The organism is Pseudomonas sp. P2S-1 (assembly GCF_057197725.1).
In genome coordinates, this window is the sequence record NZ_CM170068.1 from 6,241,604 (window position 1) to 6,263,806 (window position 22,203).

Annotated in this window: 20 protein-coding genes; 15 read left to right on the forward strand and 5 right to left on the reverse strand. The window is 63.1% G+C overall.

The window, feature by feature from the left end; translation table 11 throughout:
* The first annotated feature begins 7 nt into the window (after positions 1–7).
* The 4 genes from scpB to arfB all read left to right on the forward strand — a co-directional run bounded on the left by scpB (position 8) and on the right by arfB (position 4,661).
* Positions 8–796 carry an SMC-Scp complex subunit ScpB gene (gene scpB / locus AC2CQI_RS28105; protein WP_484578532.1) on the forward strand — a complete coding sequence of 263 codons (789 nt, stop codon included), beginning with the start codon at positions 8–10 and terminating at the stop codon, positions 794–796.
* Positions 797–946: 150 nt separating this feature from the next.
* A complete protein-coding gene (rluB, locus tag AC2CQI_RS28110) occupies positions 947–2,005 on the forward strand; it encodes a 23S rRNA pseudouridine(2605) synthase RluB (protein ID WP_484578533.1) in 1,059 nt (352 codons plus the stop codon).
* Between the two features lie 674 nt (positions 2,006–2,679).
* The gene (locus AC2CQI_RS28115; protein WP_075804236.1) at positions 2,680–4,086 is read left to right on the forward strand and encodes an amino acid permease; all 1,407 of its coding nucleotides are present in this window, start codon (positions 2,680–2,682) and stop codon (positions 4,084–4,086) included.
* A gap of 161 nt (positions 4,087–4,247) precedes the next feature.
* Positions 4,248–4,661 carry an alternative ribosome rescue aminoacyl-tRNA hydrolase ArfB gene (arfB, locus tag AC2CQI_RS28120; RefSeq protein ID WP_484578534.1) on the forward strand — a complete coding sequence of 138 codons (414 nt, stop codon included), beginning with the start codon at positions 4,248–4,250 and terminating at the stop codon, positions 4,659–4,661.
* An 81-nt stretch (positions 4,662–4,742) separates the two neighbouring features.
* Here the strand turns inward: arfB and AC2CQI_RS28125 are convergent, their stop codons facing one another.
* From AC2CQI_RS28125 to phhA, 4 genes are all read right to left on the reverse strand, one after another.
* Positions 4,743–4,874 carry a hypothetical protein gene (locus AC2CQI_RS28125; protein WP_256721153.1) on the reverse strand — a complete coding sequence of 44 codons (132 nt, stop codon included), beginning with the start codon at positions 4,872–4,874 and terminating at the stop codon, positions 4,743–4,745.
* A gap of 259 nt (positions 4,875–5,133) precedes the next feature.
* The gene (locus AC2CQI_RS28130) at positions 5,134–6,312 is read right to left on the reverse strand and encodes an amino acid aminotransferase (RefSeq protein ID WP_484578535.1); all 1,179 of its coding nucleotides are present in this window, start codon (positions 6,310–6,312) and stop codon (positions 5,134–5,136) included.
* Positions 6,312–6,668, reverse strand: a complete 357-nt coding sequence (locus AC2CQI_RS28135; RefSeq protein ID WP_009405104.1) for a 4a-hydroxytetrahydrobiopterin dehydratase — start codon at positions 6,666–6,668, stop codon at positions 6,312–6,314. Before AC2CQI_RS28135 ends, AC2CQI_RS28130 begins: the two co-directional genes overlap by 1 nt.
* 45 nt (positions 6,669–6,713) lie before the next feature.
* On the reverse strand, positions 6,714–7,499 hold the full coding sequence (gene phhA, locus AC2CQI_RS28140) for a phenylalanine 4-monooxygenase (protein ID WP_075802770.1): 786 nt from the start codon (positions 7,497–7,499) through the stop codon (positions 6,714–6,716).
* Positions 7,500–7,772: 273 nt separating this feature from the next.
* On the opposite strand from phhA, the gene AC2CQI_RS28145 reads away from it, so the two are divergent.
* Positions 7,773–9,332: a sigma-54-dependent transcriptional regulator gene (locus AC2CQI_RS28145; RefSeq protein ID WP_075802769.1), complete on the forward strand. Its 1,560-nt coding sequence runs from the start codon at positions 7,773–7,775 to the stop codon at positions 9,330–9,332.
* A gap of 80 nt (positions 9,333–9,412) precedes the next feature.
* Here the strand turns inward: AC2CQI_RS28145 and AC2CQI_RS28150 are convergent, their stop codons facing one another.
* Positions 9,413–9,673, reverse strand: a complete 261-nt coding sequence (locus tag AC2CQI_RS28150; RefSeq protein WP_484578536.1) for a DUF2790 domain-containing protein — start codon at positions 9,671–9,673, stop codon at positions 9,413–9,415.
* Positions 9,674–10,077: 404 nt separating this feature from the next.
* Here AC2CQI_RS28150 and acs point away from each other — a divergent pair, with 404 nt between their 5' ends.
* From acs to astD, 10 genes are all read left to right on the forward strand, one after another.
* Entirely contained in the window at positions 10,078–12,033 is a 1,956-nt protein-coding gene (acs, locus tag AC2CQI_RS28155) for an acetate--CoA ligase (protein WP_075802767.1), read from the forward strand.
* 653 nt (positions 12,034–12,686) lie between these two features.
* Complete coding sequence (locus AC2CQI_RS28160) at positions 12,687–13,472, forward strand: ABC transporter substrate-binding protein (protein WP_484578537.1); 786 nt, start codon at positions 12,687–12,689, stop codon at positions 13,470–13,472.
* A gap of 89 nt (positions 13,473–13,561) precedes the next feature.
* Positions 13,562–14,251 carry an ABC transporter permease gene (locus tag AC2CQI_RS28165; protein ID WP_075802765.1) on the forward strand — a complete coding sequence of 230 codons (690 nt, stop codon included), beginning with the start codon at positions 13,562–13,564 and terminating at the stop codon, positions 14,249–14,251.
* The gene (locus AC2CQI_RS28170; protein WP_075802764.1) at positions 14,248–14,946 is read left to right on the forward strand and encodes an ABC transporter permease; all 699 of its coding nucleotides are present in this window, start codon (positions 14,248–14,250) and stop codon (positions 14,944–14,946) included. The genes AC2CQI_RS28165 and AC2CQI_RS28170 overlap by 4 nt, the downstream gene beginning before the upstream one ends.
* Before the next feature lie 66 nt (positions 14,947–15,012).
* On the forward strand, positions 15,013–15,777 hold the full coding sequence (locus tag AC2CQI_RS28175) for an ABC transporter ATP-binding protein (RefSeq protein WP_075802763.1): 765 nt from the start codon (positions 15,013–15,015) through the stop codon (positions 15,775–15,777).
* 135 nt (positions 15,778–15,912) lie between these two features.
* Positions 15,913–16,893, forward strand: coding sequence for a transcriptional regulator ArgR (gene argR, locus AC2CQI_RS28180; RefSeq protein WP_484578538.1), 981 nt, complete (start codon positions 15,913–15,915; stop codon positions 16,891–16,893).
* 385 nt (positions 16,894–17,278) lie between these two features.
* Positions 17,279–18,499 carry an aspartate aminotransferase family protein gene (locus tag AC2CQI_RS28185; RefSeq protein WP_484578539.1) on the forward strand — a complete coding sequence of 407 codons (1,221 nt, stop codon included), beginning with the start codon at positions 17,279–17,281 and terminating at the stop codon, positions 18,497–18,499.
* A 135-nt stretch (positions 18,500–18,634) separates the two neighbouring features.
* Positions 18,635–19,654: an arginine/ornithine succinyltransferase subunit alpha gene (aruF, locus tag AC2CQI_RS28190; protein WP_075802760.1), complete on the forward strand. Its 1,020-nt coding sequence runs from the start codon at positions 18,635–18,637 to the stop codon at positions 19,652–19,654.
* A 51-nt stretch (positions 19,655–19,705) separates the two neighbouring features.
* Positions 19,706–20,734: an arginine N-succinyltransferase gene (astA, locus tag AC2CQI_RS28195; RefSeq protein ID WP_484578540.1), complete on the forward strand. Its 1,029-nt coding sequence runs from the start codon at positions 19,706–19,708 to the stop codon at positions 20,732–20,734.
* The gene (gene astD / locus AC2CQI_RS28200) at positions 20,731–22,194 is read left to right on the forward strand and encodes a succinylglutamate-semialdehyde dehydrogenase (protein WP_484578541.1); all 1,464 of its coding nucleotides are present in this window, start codon (positions 20,731–20,733) and stop codon (positions 22,192–22,194) included. The genes astA and astD overlap by 4 nt, the downstream gene beginning before the upstream one ends.
* Positions 22,195–22,203 lie beyond the last annotated feature (9 nt).

Consider the following 22,203-nt stretch of genomic DNA (forward strand, 5'->3'; position numbering starts at 1 on the left):
CACCCCAATGAACCTGACTGACCCCCACGACCTGGCGCCGCTGCTGGAAGCCTTCCTGTTGGCCTCTGGCAAAGCGCAATCCCTGGAGCGCCTGTTCGAGCTGTTCGAAGAAACCGAGCGTCCCGAGCCCGAGGTGTTCAAGGAAGCCCTGGAACTGCTCCGCGAGTCTTGCGAGGGCCGGGCCTTCGAACTCAAGGAAGTGGCCTCCGGCTATCGCCTGCAGATCCGCGAGGACTACGCCCCCTGGGTCGGCCGCCTGTGGGAAGAACGCCCGCAGCGCTATTCCCGCGCCTTGCTGGAAACCCTGGCGCTGATCGCCTACCGCCAGCCCATCACCCGTGGCGAGATCGAGGATGTGCGCGGCGTGGCGGTCAACAGCAACATCGTCAAGACCCTGCTCGAGCGCGAGTGGGTGCGGATCGTCGGCTACCGCGAGGTACCCGGGCGCCCGGCGATGTTCGCGACCACCAAGGCGTTCCTCGACCACTTCAACCTGAAAAGCCTCGACGAGTTGCCGCCGTTGGCCGAACTGCGCGAAATGGAGCCCTCGCCGCTGCCGCCGGTGGACCTCGACGACCTGCCGGTCCCGGCCCATCTGCAAGCCATGGCCGACGCCAGCGCCGATCCGGACGAGCAGCCGCCGGCCGAGGAAACCAGTTTCCGTACCTTGCTGACGGAGCTGGATGCCATGGAAGAAGGCCTGAAGACCGACTTCGACGATATTCTGCGGGACCTCCCCGAAGCCGGTGACGAGGCCGAGCCGGTCGAGGCGGATCCGGAACAACCCAAGGATTGACTCACCGCCGGGCGCAAAGCCCGGCGCGCTACACGATATCGGTCTACTCTCTGGTGCGTTTGCGCCGCGATCAGCGTATGATTCGCGGCCTTTTTGGTGCCCGCTGCACCAGAAACCCAGATTCGACTTTTTACACCGGGAGGTGCCCAGATGAGTGAACAAGACCTGCAAGACAGCCCGCCACGTCCGGCCGGGGAAAAACTGCAAAAAGTACTCGCGCGCATTGGCGTTGGCTCGCGCCGCGACGTCGAGGCCTGGATCGGCGAAGGCCGCATCAAGGTCAACGGCGTGGCCGCGACCCTTGGCCAGCGTGTCGACCTGCACGACGCGATTTCCGTCGACGGTCGCCTGATCAAGCGTGAAGAAAGCGCCGAGTCCGTGCGCCGCGTGATCATGTACAACAAGCCCGACGGCGAGATCTGCACCCGTGACGACCCGGAAGGCCGTCCGACCGTGTTCGACCGCCTGCCGCGTCCGAAAGAGGGGCGCTGGATCAACGTCGGCCGCCTCGACATCAACACCACCGGCCTGCTGCTGTTCACCACCGATGGTGAGCTGGCCAACCGCCTGATGCACCCGTCCTTCGAGATGGACCGTGAGTACGCGGTACGTGTGCGCGGTGAAGTCGACGACGACATGATCGCCCGCCTGAAAGAAGGCGTGGTGCTGGAAGACGGTCCGGCGCGCTTCACTGATATCCAGGTAGCGCCGGGCGGTGTGGGCTTCAACCACTGGTACCACTGCGTGGTGATGGAAGGCCGCAACCGTGAGGTTCGCCGCCTGTGGGAATCCCAGGGCCTGGTGGTCAGCCGCCTGAAGCGCGTGCGTTTCGGTCCGGTGTTCCTCAACTCCGACCTGCCGATGGGCCGCTGGCGCGAAATGAGCCAGGGCGAGATCGACATCCTGGCGGCGGAAGTGGGCCTGACCCCGGTAGCGATGCCGGCGATGAACGCCAAGACCAAGGACAAGCTGGAGCGCATGCAGCGTAAATCCAGCAAGCCGGTGGGGCGTGGCGAGCGCGTGCGGACCTTGCGTCCGGCTGCGGAGGGTGCAACCTCCGAGCGTCCGTCACGCAAGCCGCGTGAAGAGGCTCCGCGCAAAGGCCGCACCACCGTGGCCGAGCGTCCGAGCGATGTGCGGCGCAAGCCGGCGGGGGCGCCGAAGCGTTCCGGGCCGGGTACGGGTCGCGGCAAGCCTCGGTCCGAGTAAGGGCCCCGTTGTACAAAGAGCCAGCCTTCGGGTTGGCTTTTTTTTGGCTTCAAGCTTCAAGCTGTAAGCGACAAGAAAGAGCAGATCGAAGCGACGCGGCTTTTTCTTGTAGCTTGGAGCTTAAAGCTTGCAGCTCCCCTGGAAACAATTTGAACCACCTTGTAAAAAAATCCTTACGACAGACGTCCCTTTCCCCACCCAATCCAGCCCCCGCCAAAACCTGTAAACATTCCTTGCCGCAATCCCTCCCGAATTCCCCTTTACGCTTACGTCAACACCTTGCCCAACCCCCCGCAAACCGGGCTTGATGTCGCCGACAGCCAAGTGCCTGACCCGCCGCAGAGCGGGACAGAAAACAGAACAAAAACGGAGGGCGCGATGTACGCCATTCACTCCCCCAGGCTTCATTTCTCCCGCGGGAACGCTGCGTGCCGTTATCAAAACGTTACGCGGTGTGTTGACCCCTGCGTCAATGCAAGGGTATACAGTGCGCCGCGTTTTACCTGTGACCCTTCTGCGTACCGCGCATTCTGGCTGACGCCAGGCTGATCTTCCGGGCTTGTCCGCGGAAACCGCCGCGTCCGGCCCAAGGTAACCACCTTGCCCATTCCGCCGCGCCACGAGCGAGGCGGGTCCGATCCCGTCACAGATAAAAACAACAGGTGACTTCGTTCATGAGTGGAACAACTCCGCATTCAGGTGAGCTCAAGCGCGGCCTGAAGAATCGCCATATCCAGCTGATCGCCCTCGGTGGCGCCATCGGTACCGGCCTGTTCCTCGGCTCGGCCGGGGTGATGAAATCGGCCGGTCCGTCGATGATTCTCGGCTACGCCATCTGCGGCTTCATCGCCTTCATGATCATGCGCCAGCTCGGCGAGATGATCGTCGAAGAGCCGGTGGCCGGCTCCTTTAGCCATTTCGCGCACAAGTACTGGGGCGGTTTCGCCGGCTTCCTGTCGGGCTGGAACTGCTGGATGCTGTACATCCTGGTGGGCATGTCGGAACTGACCGCGGTCGGTAAGTACATCCACTACTGGTGGCCGGAGATCCCGACCTGGGCTTCGGCGGCGGCGTTCTTCATCCTGATCAACGCGATCAACCTGGCCAACGTCAAGGTGTTCGGCGAGGCCGAGTTCTGGTTCGCGATCATCAAGGTCCTGGCCATCGTCGGCATGATCGGCCTCGGCAGCTACCTGCTGGTCAGTGGCAGCGGTGGTCCGGAAGCCTCGATCGGCAACCTGTGGGAACACGGCGGCTTCTTCCCCAATGGCGTGAGCGGCCTGGTCATGGCCCTGGCGATCATCATGTTCTCCTTCGGCGGCCTGGAAATGCTCGGTTTCACCGCAGCTGAAGCGGACAAGCCGAAGACCGTGATCCCGAAAGCGATCAACCAGGTCATCTACCGCATCCTGATTTTCTATATCGGTGCCCTGGTGGTCCTGCTCTCGCTGACCCCATGGAACAGCCTGGTGGCCAATATCGACGCGGCCGGCGGCTCCTATAGCGGCAGCCCGTTCGTCCATGTGTTCTCGATGCTGGGCAGCGATGTGGCGGCGCACATCCTCAACTTCGTGGTCCTGACCGCGGCGCTGTCGGTGTACAACAGCGGCACTTACTGCAACGCCCGCATGCTCTACGGCATGGCCGAGCAGGGTGATGCCCCGGCCAGCCTGGCGAAGATCGACAAGCGCGGCGTGCCGGTGCGGTCGATCCTGGTCTCGGCGGCGGTGACTCTCGTGGCGGTATTGCTCAACTACTTCATGCCGCAGAATGCCCTGGAGCTGCTGATGTCGCTGGTGGTCGCGACCCTGGTGATCAACTGGGCGATGATCAGCTACTCGCACCTGAAATTCCGCCAGCATCTGGACCGTACCGGGCAGAAGCCGCTGTTCAAGGCGCTATGGTATCCGTTCGGCAACTACTTCTGCCTGGCCTGGGTGGTGTTCATCCTCGGCATCATGCTGATGATCCCGGGGATCCAGGTGTCGGTGTATGCCATGCCGGTCTGGCTCGGGGTGATGTGGGTCTGCTACCAGCTCAAGAGCAAGCGGGTGGCGGCTGGGGCTGCTTTGGCCAAGTAAACATCCGGGACCGCTTTGCGGTCCTTCGCGGGCAAGCCACGCTCCTACAGACGACCGCATCCATCTGTAGGAGCGTGGCTTGCCCGCGAAGGGCCGCAAAGCGGCCCCAATCCAGACAACACCGGGTATCCTGACTGCCTCTTTATCCCGGTCCCCTCCGAATGCTCCAACTCTCCAACACCGTCCACATCCCCGACGAAGAAATCGAATTGAACGCCATCCGCGCCCAAGGCGCCGGTGGGCAGAACGTCAACAAGGTTTCCAGTGCCGTGCACCTGCGCTTCGACAGCCAGGCTTCTTCCCTGCCGCCGTTCTACAAGGAGCGCCTGCTGCAGCTCAGCGACAGCCGCATCACCCGCGACGGTGTGGTCATCATCAAGGCCCAGCAATACCGCACCCAGGAACAGAACCGCACGGACGCTCTCGAGCGCCTGCGCGAACTGATCCTGTCAGCCGTGAAAGTGGAAAAGAAACGCCGTCCGACCAAGCCGACCCTGGGCTCGAAAACCCGCCGTCTGGAAGGCAAGAGCAAGCGCGGCGTGATCAAGGCCGGGCGCGGAAAGGTGGATTACTGAAGGGGGTGAAGCGAGAAGGGGGCTTGAGTGTGTGAAAACCGGTTGGACAACCAAGGTTTTCACACTCCCTGTAGTGCGCGTTTATTCCTGGTCGGCGCTTGGCGATTCATCGCCTTGTTGATCCGCCGACTGGGCGGGCTCAGCGTTGATGGGGGCCGGCTTCTGCTCGACATGATTCAGGCTTGGGAAGGGAAGATTCGGGATTTCGTGCATCTCGTCGTTCCTCGCAAGGTGGTCGTAGGTGGGAAGTTCACGCCAAAAGCGCGTATGGCTCCGGTGAAGCCGGGGGCAGGATACAGCAGTCTGGATGACAGATTGAGTTTTTCCTGCTGATTGGTAGGAAATTTACAACATTAGCGGGTCTTGAGGGCCTCATCGCCGGCAACGCCGGCTCCCACAGGTTTCGCGTACGCCGCCGATAATTGTGGGAGCCGGCGTTCCCGGCGATGAGGCCATCAGCAGCAGTGAAGATTCAGCGACAGACGTCGGCAATAGCCGCAGCCAACGTATCCAGCCGGGCTTCATCCGCCCCTGCCACATTGGCCCGCCCGGTCCCGACCATATACACGCTATGCCGCTCGCGCAGCGCCGCGACCTGCGCCGGCGACAACCCGGTGTAGGAAAACATCCCACGCTGCTCGGCAATATGTGCAAATCGCTCGCTCAACCCATGGGGCGCCAAGGCCTCCACCAACCCGCTGCGCAACCGCGCAATCCGCTGGCGCATGGCCTCGACCTCGCCGATCCACAAGCTCTTCAGCTCGGGATCTCCAAGAATCTCCGCCACCACCGCCGCGCCATGATCCGGCGGCGTCGACCACAGGTTCCGCGCGATAAACGCCAGTTGGCTACGCACATCCAGCAGCTTTTCCGCATCGGCACAGCGCACCAGCAGGGCGCCGGTACGCTCGCGATACAGGCCGAAGTTCTTCGAGCATGAACTGGTGATCAGCAACTCGGGCACTTCGGCGGCAAACAGGCGCACCGCCCAGGCGTCCTCGTCCAGCCCGTCACCAAAGCCCTGGTAGGCGAAGTCGATCAGCGGCAGCAACGAACGCCGCTTCACCACCTCCAGCACCTTGCCCCAGTCATCCCGCGACAGGTCGAAGCCGGTCGGGTTATGGCAGCAGGCGTGGAGCAGGACGATATCGCCTTGCGGCGCGGTTTCCAGGGCGGCAAGCATACCCGCCACATCGAGGCGGTTGTCCGCGCCGACATAGGGGTAATGCCCGACCTTGAGCCCGGCGCCGGCGAAGATGGTCTCGTGGATCGGCCAGGTCGGATTGCTCAGCCAGATCCCGCGCCCCGGCAGGCAGCGCTGGATAAACTCGGCGGCCAGGCGCAGGGCGCCGGTGCCGCCCGGGGTCTGGGTAGCCCCGGCAAGCGGCGATACCTCGCCCAGCACCAGCTCGCACAGCAGGCGGCCAAAGGCGGCATCGCCATGGCCGCCGACATAACTCTTGCTCGCTTGACGCTCCACCAGGCGTTGCTCGGCGATCTTCACCGCCTGGGGCACCGGCGTCAGGCCCTGGGCGTCCTTGAATACGCCGACGCCCAGGTCGAATTTCGCCGGATTCGGATCCTTGGCATAGGCCTCCATCAACCCGAGGATGGGATCACCCGGAACCCGGGTGATGGCCTGGAAATGCATCACTTGCGCCCTTCGGCAGTCTTGGCGACCTCGTCGGTGCGCGCTGCCATGATGAAGTCGTTGCGGTGCAGGCCTTTGATCGAGTGGCTCCACCAGGTCACGGTGACCTTGCCCCATTCGGTCAGCAGGCCCGGGTGATGGCCTTCGGCTTCGGAGATCTCGCCGACGGCGTTGGTGAAGGCCAGGGCGTGCTTGAAGTTCTTGAACAGGAAGACTTTCTCCAACTGCATGATCGAGTCGCGGACTTCGATGTTCCAGTCAGGAATCATGCGGATCAGTTCCGGCAGTTCTTCGTCGCTGACTTTCGGCGCATCGGCGCGGCAGGCTTCGCAGTGGGCTTGGGACAAGGCGTTCATAGGTAATGGCTTTCCAGATGGATTGTTATAGGAGTACAGGGCGGCTCAGGCCGCCTTGGGTGGAAACTTGGGGGCGTGCAGGCCAAGCTGCATGGCGTGCTCGACCATGCCCATGATGTCTTCGTGGGCCAGGTCGAACAGGCGCTTGAGGTTCGGCAGGGCGAAGTACACCGGTTGCAGGATGTCGATGCGGTACGGCGTGCGCATGGCTTCCAGCGGGTCGAACGGCTGGTGCTCGGGCGCGTCGGAGAGACTGTAGACGGTCTCCTTCGGCGACGACAGGATGCCCCCGCCATAGATACGCCGGCCTTGCGGGGTATCCATCAGGCCAAACTCGATGGTCATCCAGTACAGGCGCGCCAGGTACACGCGCTGTTCCTTGGTCGCGGCCAGGCCGAGCTTGCCATAGGTGTGGGTGAATTCGGCGAACCAGGGGTTGGTCAGCAGCGGACAGTGGCCGAAGATCTCGTGGAAGATGTCCGGTTCCTGCAGGTAATCCAGCTCTTCTTCGGTACGAATGAAGGTAGCGACCGGGAAGCGCTTGCTCGCCAGCAGTTCGAAAAAGGTCTGGAAGGGAATCAGCGCCGGCACCCGGGCGACTTGCCAGCCGGTGGTGGCGCCCAGCACTGCGTTGATTTCCGAGAGTTGCGGAATGCGGTCGTGGGGCAGGTTGAGCTGTTCGATGCCGTCCAGGTATTCCTGGCACGCGCGGCCCTCGATCACTTTCAACTGACGGGTGATCAGGGTGTTCCACACCGCATGTTCCTGCGGCGGGTAATCGATAAAACCGTTCGCATCGGGCTCGCGGGCCACGTACTGCGTCTGTTTCATGCTGCTCTCCTGCTGAGGGCTTTTATTGTTGTGTGCGGCTTGCGCCATGCCCTTAGAGATAGCCCCTGACACCGGGAATTGCAGCTGGGTGGCGGGGGTGGAAGAGGGGTGAGGTGGGTGGTTTTTGTAACGCAGACTTTACGAAAAAGACCCTGTCGCGCAAATCCGCCCTCGCGAAGCGCTGGGAAAGCCGGTTTTTGTAACGTATTATTTACAAAAATTCCGGCGCGCCAACAGAAAATTCGCCGCTCTCACCTCTTTGTAGGACCTTTCATGCGTATCAAAGTGCACTGCCAGAACCGCATCGGCATTTTGCGGGACATCCTCAACCTGCTCGTGGAGTACGGCATCAACGTCGCTCGCGGCGAGGTGGGCGGGGAGCACGGCAATGCCATCTACCTGCACTGCCCGAACCTGATCAACCTGCAGTTCCAGGCGCTGCGACCGAAGTTCGAGTCGATCACCGGGGTGTTCGGGGTCAAACGGGTCGGGCTGATGCCCAGCGAGCGGCGGCATATGGAGCTGAATGCGCTGCTCGGTGCCCTGGATTTCCCGGTGTTGTCCATCGACATGGGCGGCTCGATTGTCGCGGCCAACCGTGCCGCCGCCCAGTTGCTCGGGGTGCGGGTCGACGAGGTGCCGGGGATTCCGCTGTCGCGCTACGCCGAGGACTTTGACCTGCCGGAGCTGGTACGGGCCAACAAGGCGCGGATCAATGGCTTGCGGGTGAAGGTCAAGAATGATGTGTTCCTCGCCGATATCGCCCCGCTGCAATCCGAGCATGACGACAGCGAGGCCCTGGCCGGCGCCGTGCTGACCCTGCACCGCGCCGATCGTATCGGTGAGCGCATCTACAACGTGCGCAAGCAGGAGCTGCGCGGCTTCGACAGCATCTTCCAGAGTTCGCGGGTGATGGCCGCAGTGGTCCGCGAGGCGCGGCGCATGGCGCCACTGGATGCGCCGCTGCTGATCGAGGGCGAGACCGGCACCGGCAAGGAGTTGCTGGCCCGCGCCTGCCACCTGGCCAGCCCGCGCGGGCAGGCGCCGCTGATGGCGCTGAATTGTGCTGGTCTGCCGGAGTCGATGGCCGAGACCGAACTCTTTGGTTACGGGCCGGGAGCCTTCGAGGGCGCCCGCGCCGAGGGTAAGCTGGGGCTGCTGGAGCTGACTGCCGGCGGTACGCTGTTCCTTGATGGTGTCGACGAGATGAGCCCGCGCCTGCAGGTGAAACTGCTGCGTTTCCTGCAGGACGGCTGCTTCCGCCGGGTCGGCAGCGACGAAGAGGTGTATCTGGATGTGCGGGTGATCTGTGCGACCCAGGTGGACCTGTCCGAGCTGTGCGCCCGTGGCGAATTCCGCCAGGACCTGTACCACCGCCTCAACGTGCTGTCCCTGCATATCCCGCCGCTGCGCGAATGCCTCGATGGCCTGCCGCCACTGGTGGAGCATTTCCTCGACCAGGCCAGCCGCCAGATCGGCTGCCCGCTACCGCGCCTGGCGCCGGCAGCGCTGGAGCGCCTGAGCCAGTACCACTGGCCGGGCAACGTGCGGCAACTGGAAAACGTGCTGTTCCAGGCGGTGTCGTTGTGCGATGGGGGTGTGGTCAAGGCCGAGCATATCCGCCTGCCGGATTACGGCGCGCGCCAGCCTCTGGGCGAGTTCTCCCTGGAAGGCGATCTGGCACAGATTGTCGGGCGTTTCGAGAAGGCGGTACTTGAAGCCTTGCAGGGCGAATATCCAACCAGCCGGGCATTGGGAAAACGGCTGGGTGTTTCCCATACGACCATTGCCAACAAGTTGCGGGATTATGCAGTTGGCAAGTCGGCTGAATAGTTCGAAAGTTAAGAGAACATTATGTCGGGCGTGGCGCCTCTTGTTAACTATCAAGAGGCGCGACAGCCACGAAGAGAAAGTTAGCCGTTGGAGCAGCCGTTACCCATGACACGGTATTCGAGAATGTGCTTCCGGCCTTGCGAGTCCTCGTAGGTCATACGCGCCGGGACGACTTCGCAAACGTTTGGAATCTCGCTCATGGAGAGGACTTTGGCGATATCCAGATGCTGCGAGTAACTGTACTGTTCAACCGGAATCTGCTCGGCGCCGTTATTTGCCAGGTCGTCGGCCGTGGCCGCACCGCAAACACTGCCGAGTACCAAAACCAGTAAAGCTTTCATCTTAAAATCACCTGTTCAAGGTCGAATAAGGGGGCGTAGCGCTTGTGGCGCTACGTTGCTGCAAAGTAAAAGCGGAAAGTTATCCCGGGATTAACATGCCTTCGTGGGGGCTGTTACCTGAAGTTAATCTCGTTGCCGTTGCTGGCGAGGTGAATTCTAGGGCCTGACATCAAACTGAAACAGTCGATGTTTTGATAAACACTGTTGGCAGAATCCGTAACAATCGCTGCGAAAATGCGTCGCGATTTCCCGTCGATAATGCGGAACGCCCGTGCCAGAGCGGCTTTTCTGCCATAGGTGGCCAAAAGACCATGGCGTTACTACCAACGTCGAATGGCCCTGATGGCTCTGGTACAGTTAAAACGAGGTCATACAAAAACAACTATTACACCGAGGTAACAAAGATGAGTGCGGCTTCCCTGTACCCCGTTCGTCCCGAGGTTGCGGCGACTACCCTGACCGACGAGGCCACCTACAAGGCCATGTACCAGAAGTCGGTGGTCAACCCGGACGGCTTCTGGCGTGAGCAGGCCCAGCGCCTCGAGTGGATCAAGCCCTTCACCAAGGTCAAGCAGACCTCCTTCGACGACCACCATGTCGATATCAAGTGGTTCGCCGATGGCACCCTGAACGTTTCCTACAACTGCCTCGACCGTCATCTGGAAGAGCGTGGCGATCAGGTCGCAATCATCTGGGAAGGCGACGACCCTTCCGAGCACCGCAACATCACCTACCGCGAGCTGCACGAGCAAGTGTGCAAGTTCGCCAACGCCTTGCGTGGCCAGGACGTGCACCGGGGTGACGTGGTCACCATCTACATGCCGATGATCCCCGAAGCCGTGGTCGCCATGCTGGCCTGTGCCCGGATCGGCGCGATCCACTCCGTGGTCTTCGGCGGCTTCTCCCCTGAAGCCCTGGCCGGCCGCATCATCGACTGCAAGTCCAAGGTGGTGATCACCGCCGACGAAGGCCTGCGTGGCGGTCGCCGTACCGCGCTCAAGGCCAACGTCGACGACGCCCTGACCAACCCCGAGACCAACAGCATCCAGAAGGTCATCGTGTGCAAGCGCACCGGTGCCGACATCAAGTGGAACCAGCACCGCGACATCTGGTACGAAGACCTGATGAAAGTGGCCGGCAGCGTCTGCGCGCCGAAGGAAATGGGCGCCGAGGAAGCGCTGTTCATCCTCTACACCTCCGGTTCCACCGGCAAGCCGAAGGGCGTGCTGCACACCACCGGCGGCTACCTGGTCTACGCCTCGATGACCCACGAGCGGGTCTTCGACTACCGTCCGGGCGAAGTCTACTGGTGCACCGCCGACGTCGGCTGGGTCACCGGCCACAGCTACATCGTCTACGGCCCGCTGGCCAACGGCGCGACCACCCTGCTGTTCGAAGGCGTGCCGAACTATCCGGATATCACCCGCGTGTCGAAGATCGTCGACAAGCACAAGGTCAACGTCCTCTACACCGCACCGACCGCGATCCGCGCCATGATGGCCGAAGGTCAGGCCGCTGTTGCCGGTGCCGATGGCTCCAGCCTGCGTTTGCTTGGATCGGTGGGCGAGCCGATCAACCCTGAAGCCTGGAACTGGTACCACCAGACCGTCGGCAAGGAGCGTTGCCCGATCGTCGACACCTGGTGGCAGACCGAGACCGGCGGCATCCTGATCAGCCCGCTGCCAGGCGCTACCGCATTGAAGCCAGGTTCCGCGACCCGTCCGTTCTTCGGCGTGGTGCCGGCCCTGGTGGATAACCTGGGCAACCTGATCGAAGGGGCTGCCGAGGGCAACCTGGTAATCCTCGATTCGTGGCCGGGCCAGGCGCGTTCGCTGTACGGCGACCACGACCGCTTCGTCGACACCTACTTCAAGACCTTCCGCGGCATGTATTTCACCGGTGACGGTGCCCGTCGCGACGAGGACGGCTACTACTGGATTACTGGTCGCGTGGACGACGTGCTCAATGTTTCCGGGCACCGCATGGGTACCGCCGAGATCGAAAGCGCCATGGTCGCCCACCCGAAAGTCGCCGAGGCCGCGGTGGTTGGCGTGCCGCACGACATCAAGGGGCAGGGCATCTATGTCTACGTCACCCTCAACGGTGGCGAGGAGCCGAGCGAAGCGCTGCGCATCGAGCTGAAGAACTGGGTGCGCAAGGAGATCGGTCCGATCGCCTCGCCGGATGTCATCCAGTGGGCGCCGGGCCTGCCGAAGACCCGTTCGGGCAAGATCATGCGCCGTATCCTGCGCAAGATCGCCACGGCCGAGTACGATTCCCTGGGCGATATCTCGACCCTGGCCGACCCGGGTGTGGTGGCGCATCTGGTGGAGACGCACAAGACCATGAATGTGGCTTGATGTACTGAGCCGGATTTGGCTGTGTTGCTGATGGCCCAATCGCTGGCAAGCCAGCTCCCACAGGTTTTGTGTTGATCGCAAGACCTGTGGCCGACGCGGTCACTGTGGGAGCTGGCTTGTCGGACCGCCGCACCGCAGCGATGAGGCCATCAGTTCCAACACAAAGATCAAAGAAATCAGCCCAAGGCCCCGTAGGCAACCCGCCTCCGGGGCCTTGGGCTTTTTTGTTACTTCGACTTTCATCGGTAACCTTTCCCACAGGTCTTTCGTACAAAAACGGGGCGTAAGGAAACGGCTATGCTCAAAAATGGTGCGGCGAAAGATGAAATTTCCCACACCCAAACGGCTGGACTTGCCGTGATACAAGGGTTTGCCAATAATGGGCCCGGTTATTGCTTCAGTCATGGGTTATTTGTTTTCCGCTTTTGCATATTCCTCCGAAGCTGTCAATATCTCCCGGCCGCTCTTCAAAGGCTTCTGTAACTACTTGTCGCTTTGAAGAAATATCGGCTTCCGAGCTGTCGTTAAAATGCCGATCACTCGCTCGTGACACCTGGCCTGTGGTCCGGTCCCGCGCAGCTCTGCGTTGTACTCATTCGCATAGTGGGCAGTCGTACTGCCTGGCATTGCCCTTTACCGATTGGAGTTCCCAGATGAAGAAACTCGCATTGCTTGGCGCACTGGCGCTGTCCATGTTCTCCCTGGTGTCCGTGGCCGACGAGAAGCCGCTGCGCATCGGCATCGAAGCCGCCTACCCACCCTTCGCCTCGAAAGCCCCGGACGGCAGTATCGTCGGCTTCGACTACGACATCGGCAACGCCCTGTGCGAGCAGATGAAGGTCAAGTGCACCTGGGTCGAGCAGGAGTTCGACGGCCTGATCCCGGCGCTGAAAGTGCGCAAGATCGACGCCATCCTGTCGTCCATGTCGATCACCGACGACCGCAAGAAATCGGTCGACTTCACCAAGCGCTACTACCTGACCCCGGCCCGCCTGGTGATGAAGGACGGCACCACCGTCAGCGACAGCCTGAGCGAACTGCAAGGCAAGAAGATCGGCGTGCAGCGCGGTTCGATCCACGACCGCTTCGCCAAGGAAGTCCTGGCCCCGAAAGGCGCCACCATCGTTCCTTACGGCACCCAGAACGAGATCTACCTGGACATCACCGCCGGCCGCCTGGACGGCACCGTGGCTGACGCTACGCTGCTGGAAGACGGTTTCCTGAAGACTGACGCGGGCAAGGGCTATGCTTTCACCGGCCCGGCCTTCACCGACGCCAAGTACTTCGGCGACGGCATCGGCATCGCCGTGCGCAAGGGCGACAAGGAAAACCTGGAGCGTATCAACGCCGCCATCGACGGCATCCGCGCCAGCGGCAAGTACAAGGAAATCCAGGACAAGTACTTCAACTTCGATATCTACGGCCCGGAAACCAACTAACCGGCGTCGTGTCACCTGTTCAATGGTGCAAGCAGCAGAAGCGCTGAGGCTTGCACCATTTTTTCATCCCTAAGGTCGAGGACCTCATCATGTTGAAAGGCTACGGGGCAGTCATCCTCGATGGAGCGTGGCTGACGCTACAGCTCGCCTTGTCGTCCATGGCCCTGGCCATCGTGCTTGGCCTGATCGGGGTGGCCCTGCGTCTGTCGCCGGTGCGCTGGCTCGCCTGGCTCGGCGATCTGTATGCCACGGTGATCCGCGGCATTCCCGATCTGGTCCTGATCCTGCTGATCTTCTACGGCGGCCAGGACATCCTCAACCGCGTCGCTCCTCTGGTGGGCTACGACGACTACATCGACCTCAACCCGCTGGTCGCGGGTATCGGCACCCTCGGTTTCATCTTCGGGGCCTATCTTTCGGAAACCTTCCGTGGCGCCTTCATGGCGATCCCGAAAGGCCAGGCCGAGGCCGGCATGGCCTACGGCATGAGCAATGTGCAGGTGTTCTTCCGCGTGCTGGTGCCGCAGATGATCCGCCTGGCGATTCCCGGCTTCACCAACAACTGGCTGGTGCTGACCAAGGCCACCGCGCTGATTTCCGTGGTGGGCCTGCAGGACATGATGTTCAAGGCCAAGCAGGCGGCCGACGCCACCCGCGAGCCTTTCACCTTCTTCCTGGCGGTGGCCGCGATGTACCTGGTGATCACCAGCGTCTCGCTGCTGGCCCTGCGTTACCTGGAAAAGCGCTACTCGGTTGGCGTAAAGGCGGCTGAACTATGATCTTCGACTACAACGTCATCTGGGAGGCGCTGCCGCTGTACTGGGGCGGGCTGCTGACCACCCTCAAGCTGCTGGCGATTTCCCTGTTCTTCGGTCTGCTCACGGCGATTCCGCTGGGCTTGATGCGGGTCTCGAAACAGCCGCTGGTGAACTTCGCCGCCTGGCTCTACACCTACGTGATCCGCGGCACGCCGATGCTGGTCCAGCTGTTCCTGATCTACTACGGCCTGGCCCAGTTCGCCGTGGTGCGCGAGAGCTTCCTCTGGCCGTGGCTGTCCAGCGCGACTTTCTGCGCCTGCCTGGCCTTCGCCATCAACACCAGCGCCTACACCGCAGAAATCATCGCCGGCAGCCTCAAGGCCACGCCCCATGGCGAGATCGAGGCGGCCAAGGCGGTGGGCATGTCGCGCTACAAGATGTATCGCCGCATCCTCCTGCCGTCGGCCCTGCGCCGGGCGCTGCCGCAGTACAGCAACGAAGTGATCATGATGCTGCAGACCACCAGTCTCGCCTCCATCGTCACCCTGATCGACATCACCGGCGCCGCGCGGACCGTCAATGCCCAGTACTACCTGCCGTTCGAGGCCTACATCACCGCCGGCGTGTTCTACCTGTGCCTGACCTTCATCCTGGTCCGCCTGTTCAAGCTCGCCGAACGCCGCTGGCTCGGCTACCTGGCGCCGCGCAAGGGCTGATGCCCGCGGCTAACTGATTCGCCCAGGGCGTGCCGTCACGCCCCGGGCCTTGTGAGAACCGACAGCATGTACAAACTCGAAATCCAGGACCTGCACAAACGCTACGGCAGCCATGAAGTGCTCAAGGGCGTGTCCCTGGCCGCCAAGGCCGGCGACGTGATCAGCATCATCGGCTCCAGCGGCTCGGGCAAGAGTACCTTCCTGCGCTGCATCAACCTGCTGGAGCAGCCCCACGCCGGCAAGATCCTGCTGAACAACGAAGAGCTGAAGCTGGTGGCCAACAAGGACGGCGCGCTCAAGGCCGCCGATCCCAAGCAGCTGCAGCGCATGCGTTCGCGGCTGTCGATGGTGTTCCAGCACTTCAACCTGTGGTCGCACATGACCGCCCTGGAAAACATCATCGAAGCGCCGGTGCACGTGCTCGGCGTGAGCAAGAAGGAAGCGCTGGAGAAGGCCGAGCATTACCTGGCCAAGGTCGGCGTCTCTCATCGCAAGGACGCCTATCCGGGCCATATGTCCGGCGGCGAGCAGCAGCGCGTGGCGATCGCCCGGGCCCTGGCCATGGAGCCCGAGGTGATGCTGTTTGACGAACCGACTTCGGCCCTGGACCCGGAGCTGGTGGGTGACGTCCTGAAAGTCATGCAGTCCCTGGCCCAGGAAGGCCGGACCATGGTGGTGGTGACCCACGAAATGGGCTTTGCCCGCGAGGTGTCCAACCAACTGGTGTTCCTGCACAAGGGCCTGGTGGAAGAGCGTGGCGACCCGCGTGAAGTGCTGGTCAACCCGCAGTCCGAGCGTCTGCAGCAGTTCCTTTCCGGCAGCCTGAAATAAGTGGTCTTGGGTTAAGACTGCCGCTTTGCACCAAAATAGGTCATGCTGCGCCACCCGCGCAGCCTGCGCCACATTTGCTCCAGTCCGCCTATCCTTGCGGGCATCAGACTCACCTCAGGTTTCGGACCTCAGCTCATGACCACCCAGCGAATCGGTTTTCTCATCTGGCCCAGCACCAAGGCCCTGACCCTGGCGCTGGCGGAAGAGGTATTGCGGGTGGCGCAGAAGGTGCACCCGGAGGTGGCTTACGAACTGGCTTTCCTCCAGGCCGAAACGCCGGTCGAGGGTGACTGGCGCCTGCCGGGCGAGCCGTGGATCGGGCGTCTGGAGAATTGCCAGAAGCTGTTCCTGCTGGCCGACGAGCCCCCGCTGGCGGTGGGCGCGGCATTGGGCGCGGCGCTCAAGCAACTGGTGCGTTCCGGTTGTGTGGTCGGCGGTTTGTCGGCGGGGGTCTATCCGCTGGCGCAACTGGGTTTGCTGGATGGCTATCGGGCGGCAGTGCACTGGCGCTGGCAGGATGATTTCGCCGAGCGCTTCCCCAAGGTGATTGCCACCAGCCACTTGTTCGACTGGGATCGCGATCGCCTGACTGCGTGCGGCGGGATGTCGGTGGTGGACCTGTTGCTGGCGGTGCTGGCCCGGGATCACGGGGCCGAGCTGGCCGGGGCGGTGTCCGAGGAACTGGTGGTCGAGCGCATTCGCGAGGGTGGCGAGCGCCAGCGTATTCCGCTGCAGAATCGTCTCGGTTCAAGCCATCCGAAGCTGACCCAGGCCGTGCTGCTGATGGAAGCGAATATCGAGGAGCCGCTGACCACCGACGAGATTGCCCAGCATGTCTGTGTGTCCCGCCGTCAACTGGAGCGGATCTTCAAGCAGTACCTGAACCGGGTGCCGAGCCAATACTACCTGGAACTGCGCCTGAACAAGGCGCGGCAGATGCTGATGCAGACCAGCAAGTCGATCATCCAGATCGGGCTGTCCTGCGGGTTCTCGTCGGGGCCGCATTTCTCCAGTGCCTACCGCAACTTCTTCGGTGCGACGCCGCGGGAAGACCGGAACCAGCGGCGCAGCAGTTCGCCCTTTGAACTCTCCTCTGTTCCTGCCGAGCGCGGTTGACCTTCAGGGCCTCATCGCTGGCAAGCCAGCTCCCACAGTGATCGCGTCGGCCGCAAATCCTGTGGCCAGCACAAAACCCTGTGGGAGCTGGCTTGCCAGCGATAGGGCCCTCAAATCCACAGAAAAACCATCTGGCACCCTGTCAATCATCGAACACCTTGAATTTCCTGCCTTTCCCGCCCCCAAGCCACTCCCCGCCAGCCCCCCGCACCGTTTAAACTGCGCCTTTGCGAAGCTATTTGTCGCATTGCCGAAAGCCTTGGAAAAACAGGGTTTGGCGCTATAAGAAGTTGTCGCTTGGCGACAAGGCCAAGTGTTCATCTCTCCTTACAATCCCCCCATCGCTCGCCAGTTCCAGGCAGGCGTTCCTCTTCAGGAGACTCCGATGTCCGTTGAGCAAGCTCCGGTGCAACGCGCCGATTTCGACCAGGTAATGGTTCCCAACTATGCGCCAGCCGCCTTCATTCCCGTGCGCGGCGCCGGTTCCCGAGTCTGGGACCAGTCGGGCCGTGAGCTGATCGATTTCGCCGGCGGCATCGCCGTTAACGTGCTGGGGCATGCCCATCCGGCATTGGTCAGCGCGCTGACCGAACAGGCCAACAAGCTGTGGCATGTATCCAACGTCTTCACCAACGAGCCGGCCCTGCAACTGGCACGCAAGCTGGTCGACGCGACCTTCGCCGACCGCGCGTTCTTCTGCAACTCCGGCGCCGAGGCCAACGAGGCCGCGTTCAAGCTGGCCCGTCGTGTTGCCCATGACCGCTTCGGTCCGGAAAAACACGAGATCATCGCCACCGTCAACAGCTTCCACGGCCGCACCCTGTTCACCGTGAGCGTCGGCGGCCAGCCGAAGTACTCCGACGGCTTCGGTCCGAAGATCACCGGCATCAGCCATGTGCCGTACAACGACCTGGAAGCCCTGAAAGCCCAGATCTCCGACAAGACCTGCGCCGTGGTGATCGAGCCGATCCAGGGCGAGAGCGGTGTGGTCCCGGCCGACCAGGCCTATCTGGAAGGCGCCCGCGCCCTGTGCGACCAGTACAACGCGCTGCTGATCTTCGACGAAGTGCAGACCGGCGTCGGCCGTACCGGCGAGCTGTATGCCTACCAGCACTACGGCGTGATCCCGGACATCCTCTCCAGCGCCAAGAGCCTGGGCGGCGGTTTCCCGATCGGCGCGATCCTGACCACCGACGCACTGGCCAAGCACCTGGCCGTCGGCACCCACGGCACCACCTACGGCGGCAACCCGCTGGCCTGCGCCGTCGCCAACGCCGTGCTGGATATCGTCAACACCCCTGAAGTGCTCAACGGCGTCAAGGCCAAGCACGAGCGCTTCAAGTCGCGCCTGGAGCAGATCGGCGAGAAGTACGGCCTGTTCAGCCTGGTCCGCGGTCGCGGCCTGCTGATCGGCTGCGTGCTGACCGACGCCTGGAAAGGCAAGGCCAAGGACGTGTTCAACGCTGCCGAGCAAGAGGGCCTGATGGTCCTGCAGGCCGGTCCGGACGTGGTCCGCTTCGCCCCGAGCCTAGTGGTCGAGGATGCCGATATCGACGAAGGTCTGGACCGCTTCGAGCGCGCTGCCGCCAAGCTGACCCAGGCCTGATTCGCCCCCGCTGCACCTTCGCTGGCCGCTGACTCGGCCAGCGAACCGATTCCCGTGGCCTGTGCCCCGACCCGCACACGCCGCTTTTTTTGCGCCGACGCCATGTCGGCCCGTATACCCGAAAGGAGTGACACCATGCTGGTGATGCGACCCGCGCAAATGGCTGACCTGGATGAAGTACAGCGCCTGGCTGCGGACAGTCCCATTGGTGTCACGTCCCTGCCGGACGATGCCGGTCGCCTGGGCGACAAGATTTCCGCCTCGGAAACCTCCTTCGCCGCCGAAGTGAGTTTCAACGGCGAGGAGAGCTATTTCTTCGTCCTCGAGGACTCGGCCACCGGCAAGCTGGTCGGCTGCTCGGCCATCGTCGCCTCGGCCGGCTATTCCGAGCCGTTCTACAGCTTTCGCAACGAGACCTTCGTCCACGCTTCCCGCGAGCTGAAGATCCACAACAAGATCCACGTCCTCTCCCAGTGCCATGACCTCACCGGCAACAGCCTGCTGACCAGCTTCTACGTGCTGCCCGAGCTGGTGAACACCGGTTGGGCCGAGCTCAACTCCCGTGGTCGCCTGCTGTTCATGGCCTCGCACCCGGAGCGTTTCGCCGAGTCGGTGGTCACCGAGATCGTCGGCTACAGCGATGAAAACGGCGACTCGCCGTTCTGGGACGCCATCGGGCGCAACTTCTTCGATCTCAACTACGCCGAGGCCGAGCGCCTGTGCGGCCTGAAGAGCCGTACCTTCCTCGCCGAGCTGATGCCGCACTATCCGATCTACGTGCCGCTGCTGCCGGACGAAGCCCAGGAAGCCATGGGCCAGGTCCACCCGCGGGCGCAGATCACCTTCGACATCCTGATGCGCGAAGGCTTCGAGACCGATCACTACATCGACATTTTCGACGGCGGCCCGACCCTGCATGCGCGGGTGTCCGGCATCCGTTCCATTGCCCAGAGCCGGGTCGTGCCGGTCAAGCTGCAGGAGCAGCCGACCAAGGGCGGCCGTCAGTACCTGGTAACCAACGGCCAGTTGCAGGATTACCGCGCGGTACTGCTGGAGCTGGACTGGGTGCCGGGCAAGCCGGTCTACCTGAGCCCGGAAGCCGTCGAGGCGCTGGGTGTCGGCGAGGGCGCCAGCGTGCGCCTGGTCGCGGTTTGATACTGACTGAGTTTCGCGGGCGCCCATGGCGCGCCTGCCCGAGGAGATAGCATGATCGTTCGTCCCGTACGCAGCAGCGACCTGCCCGCGCTGATCGAGCTGGCGCGCAGCACCGGCACCGGCCTGACCACCTTGCCGGCCAACGAGGAACGCCTGGCCCACCGGGTCGGCTGGGCCGAGAAGACCTTCCGCGGCGAGGCCGAGCGTGGCGATGCCGACTACCTGTTCGTGCTGGAGAACGATGCCGGCGAAGTGGTCGGCATCTCCGCCATCGCCGGCGCCGTCGGCCTGCGCGAGCCCTGGTACAACTACCGGGTCGGCCTGACCGTCAGCGCCTCCCAGGAGCTGAATATCTACCGGGAAATCCCGACCCTGTTCCTGGCCAACGACCTGACCGGCAACTCCGAACTGTGCTCGCTGTTCCTGCGGGCCGACAGCCGCACCGGCCTCAACGGCCGTCTGCTGTCCAAGGCGCGGATGCTGTTCATCGCCGAGTTCCCCGAGCTGTTCGGCAACAAGATCATCGCCGAGATGCGTGGCATGTCCGACGAGCAGGGTCGTTCGCCGTTCTGGGAAAGCCTGGGCCGGCACTTCTTCAAGATGGAATTCAGCCAGGCCGACTACCTGACCGGCGTCGGCAACAAGGCCTTCATCGCCGAGCTGATGCCCAAGTTCCCGCTGTACACCTGCTTCCTTTCCGAGGCGGCGCGCGAAGTCATCGGTCGTGTACACACCGACACCGAACCGGCGCTGTCGATGCTCAAGAGCGAAGGTTTCAGCTACCAGGGCTACGTCGACATCTTCGACGCCGGCCCGGCCATCGAGTGCGAAACCCGCCGCATCCGCGCGGTGCGCGACAGCCAGCCGCTGGTGCTGGCGATCGGCACTCCGGGCGACGACGCCACGCCGTTCATCATTCACAACCGCAAGCGTGAGGACTGCCGCATCGCCGCAGCGCCTGCGCGCTTGGCGGCCGGCACCCTGGTGGTCGATCCACAGACCGCCAAGCGCCTGCGCCTGAGCGCTGGCGACCAGGTCCGCGCCGTTGCACTGTCCGCGCCCCGGGAGGCCAACCAATGACCACTCACTTCATCGCAGGCCAATGGCAGGCCGGTCAGGGCGACGCCCTGGAATCCCTCAACCCGGTGACCCAGGCGGTGGTCTGGGCAGGGCAGGGCGCCAATGCCGGGCAGGTCGGGCAGGCGGTTGCCGCCGCACGCCAGGCATTCCCGGGCTGGGCGCGGCAGTCGCTGGACATGCGCATCGCCGTGCTGGAAGCCTTTGCCGCACAACTGAAAGCCAACGCTGACGAACTGGCCCGCTGCATTGGTGAGGAAACCGGCAAGCCACTGTGGGAAGCCGCCACCGAAGTGACCAGCATGGTCAACAAGGTCGCCATTTCCGTGCAGAGCTACCGCGAGCGTACCGGCGAGAAGAGCGGCCCGCTGGCCGATGCCACCGCCGTGTTGCGCCACAAGCCCCATGGTGTGGTGGCGGTGTTCGGTCCGTACAACTTCCCCGGCCACCTGCCCAACGGCCATATCGTTCCGGCGCTGCTGGCGGGTAACGCGGTGGTGTTCAAACCGAGCGAACTGACCCCGAAGGTCGCCGAGCTGACGGTGAAATGCTGGATCGACGCCGGCCTGCCGGCAGGTGTGCTGAACCTGGTCCAGGGCGCCCGTGAAACCGGCGTGGCCCTGGCGGCCAATCCGGGTATCGACGGCCTGTTCTTCACCGGCTCCAGCCGTACCGGCAACCTGTTGCACCAGCAGTTCTCCGGGCGCCCGGACAAGATCCTGGCCCTGGAAATGGGCGGCAACAACCCGCTGGTGGTGGACGAGGTCAAGGACCTGGACGCGGCGGTCTACACCATCATCCAGTCGGCCTTCATCTCCGCCGGCCAGCGCTGCACCTGTGCACGCCGCCTGCTCGTGCCGCAAGGCGCCTGGGGCGATCGCCTGCTGGCGCGTCTGGTGGAAGTCAGCAAGAACATTTCCGTAGGTGCTTTCGACCAGCAACCGGCGCCGTTCATGGGCTCCGTGGTCTCCCTCGGTGCGGCCAAGGCGTTGATGGACGCTCAGGCGAACCTGCTGGCCAACGGCGCGACCGCGCTGCTGGAGATGACCCAGCCGCAGTCCACCGCAGCACTGCTGACCCCGGGCATCCTCGATGTCAGCGCCGTGGCCGAGCGCCCGGACGAAGAGTTCTTCGGCCCGCTGCTGCAAGTGATTCGCTATGCGGACTTCCCGGCCGCCATCGCCGAAGCCAACAACACCCAGTACGGTCTCGCCGCTGGCTTGCTGTCGGACTCCCATGCGCGCTACCAGCAGTTCTGGCTGGAAAGCCGTGCCGGCATCGTCAACTGGAACAAGCAACTGACCGGCGCCGCCAGCAGCGCACCGTTCGGTGGCGTCGGCGCCAGCGGCAACCACCGCGCCAGTGCCTATTACGCGGCGGACTACTGCGCCTACCCGGTCGCCTCGCTGGAAACCGCCAGCCTGGTCCTGCCCGCCACGCTGACGCCCGGCGTCGCCCTATAACAACAGGTT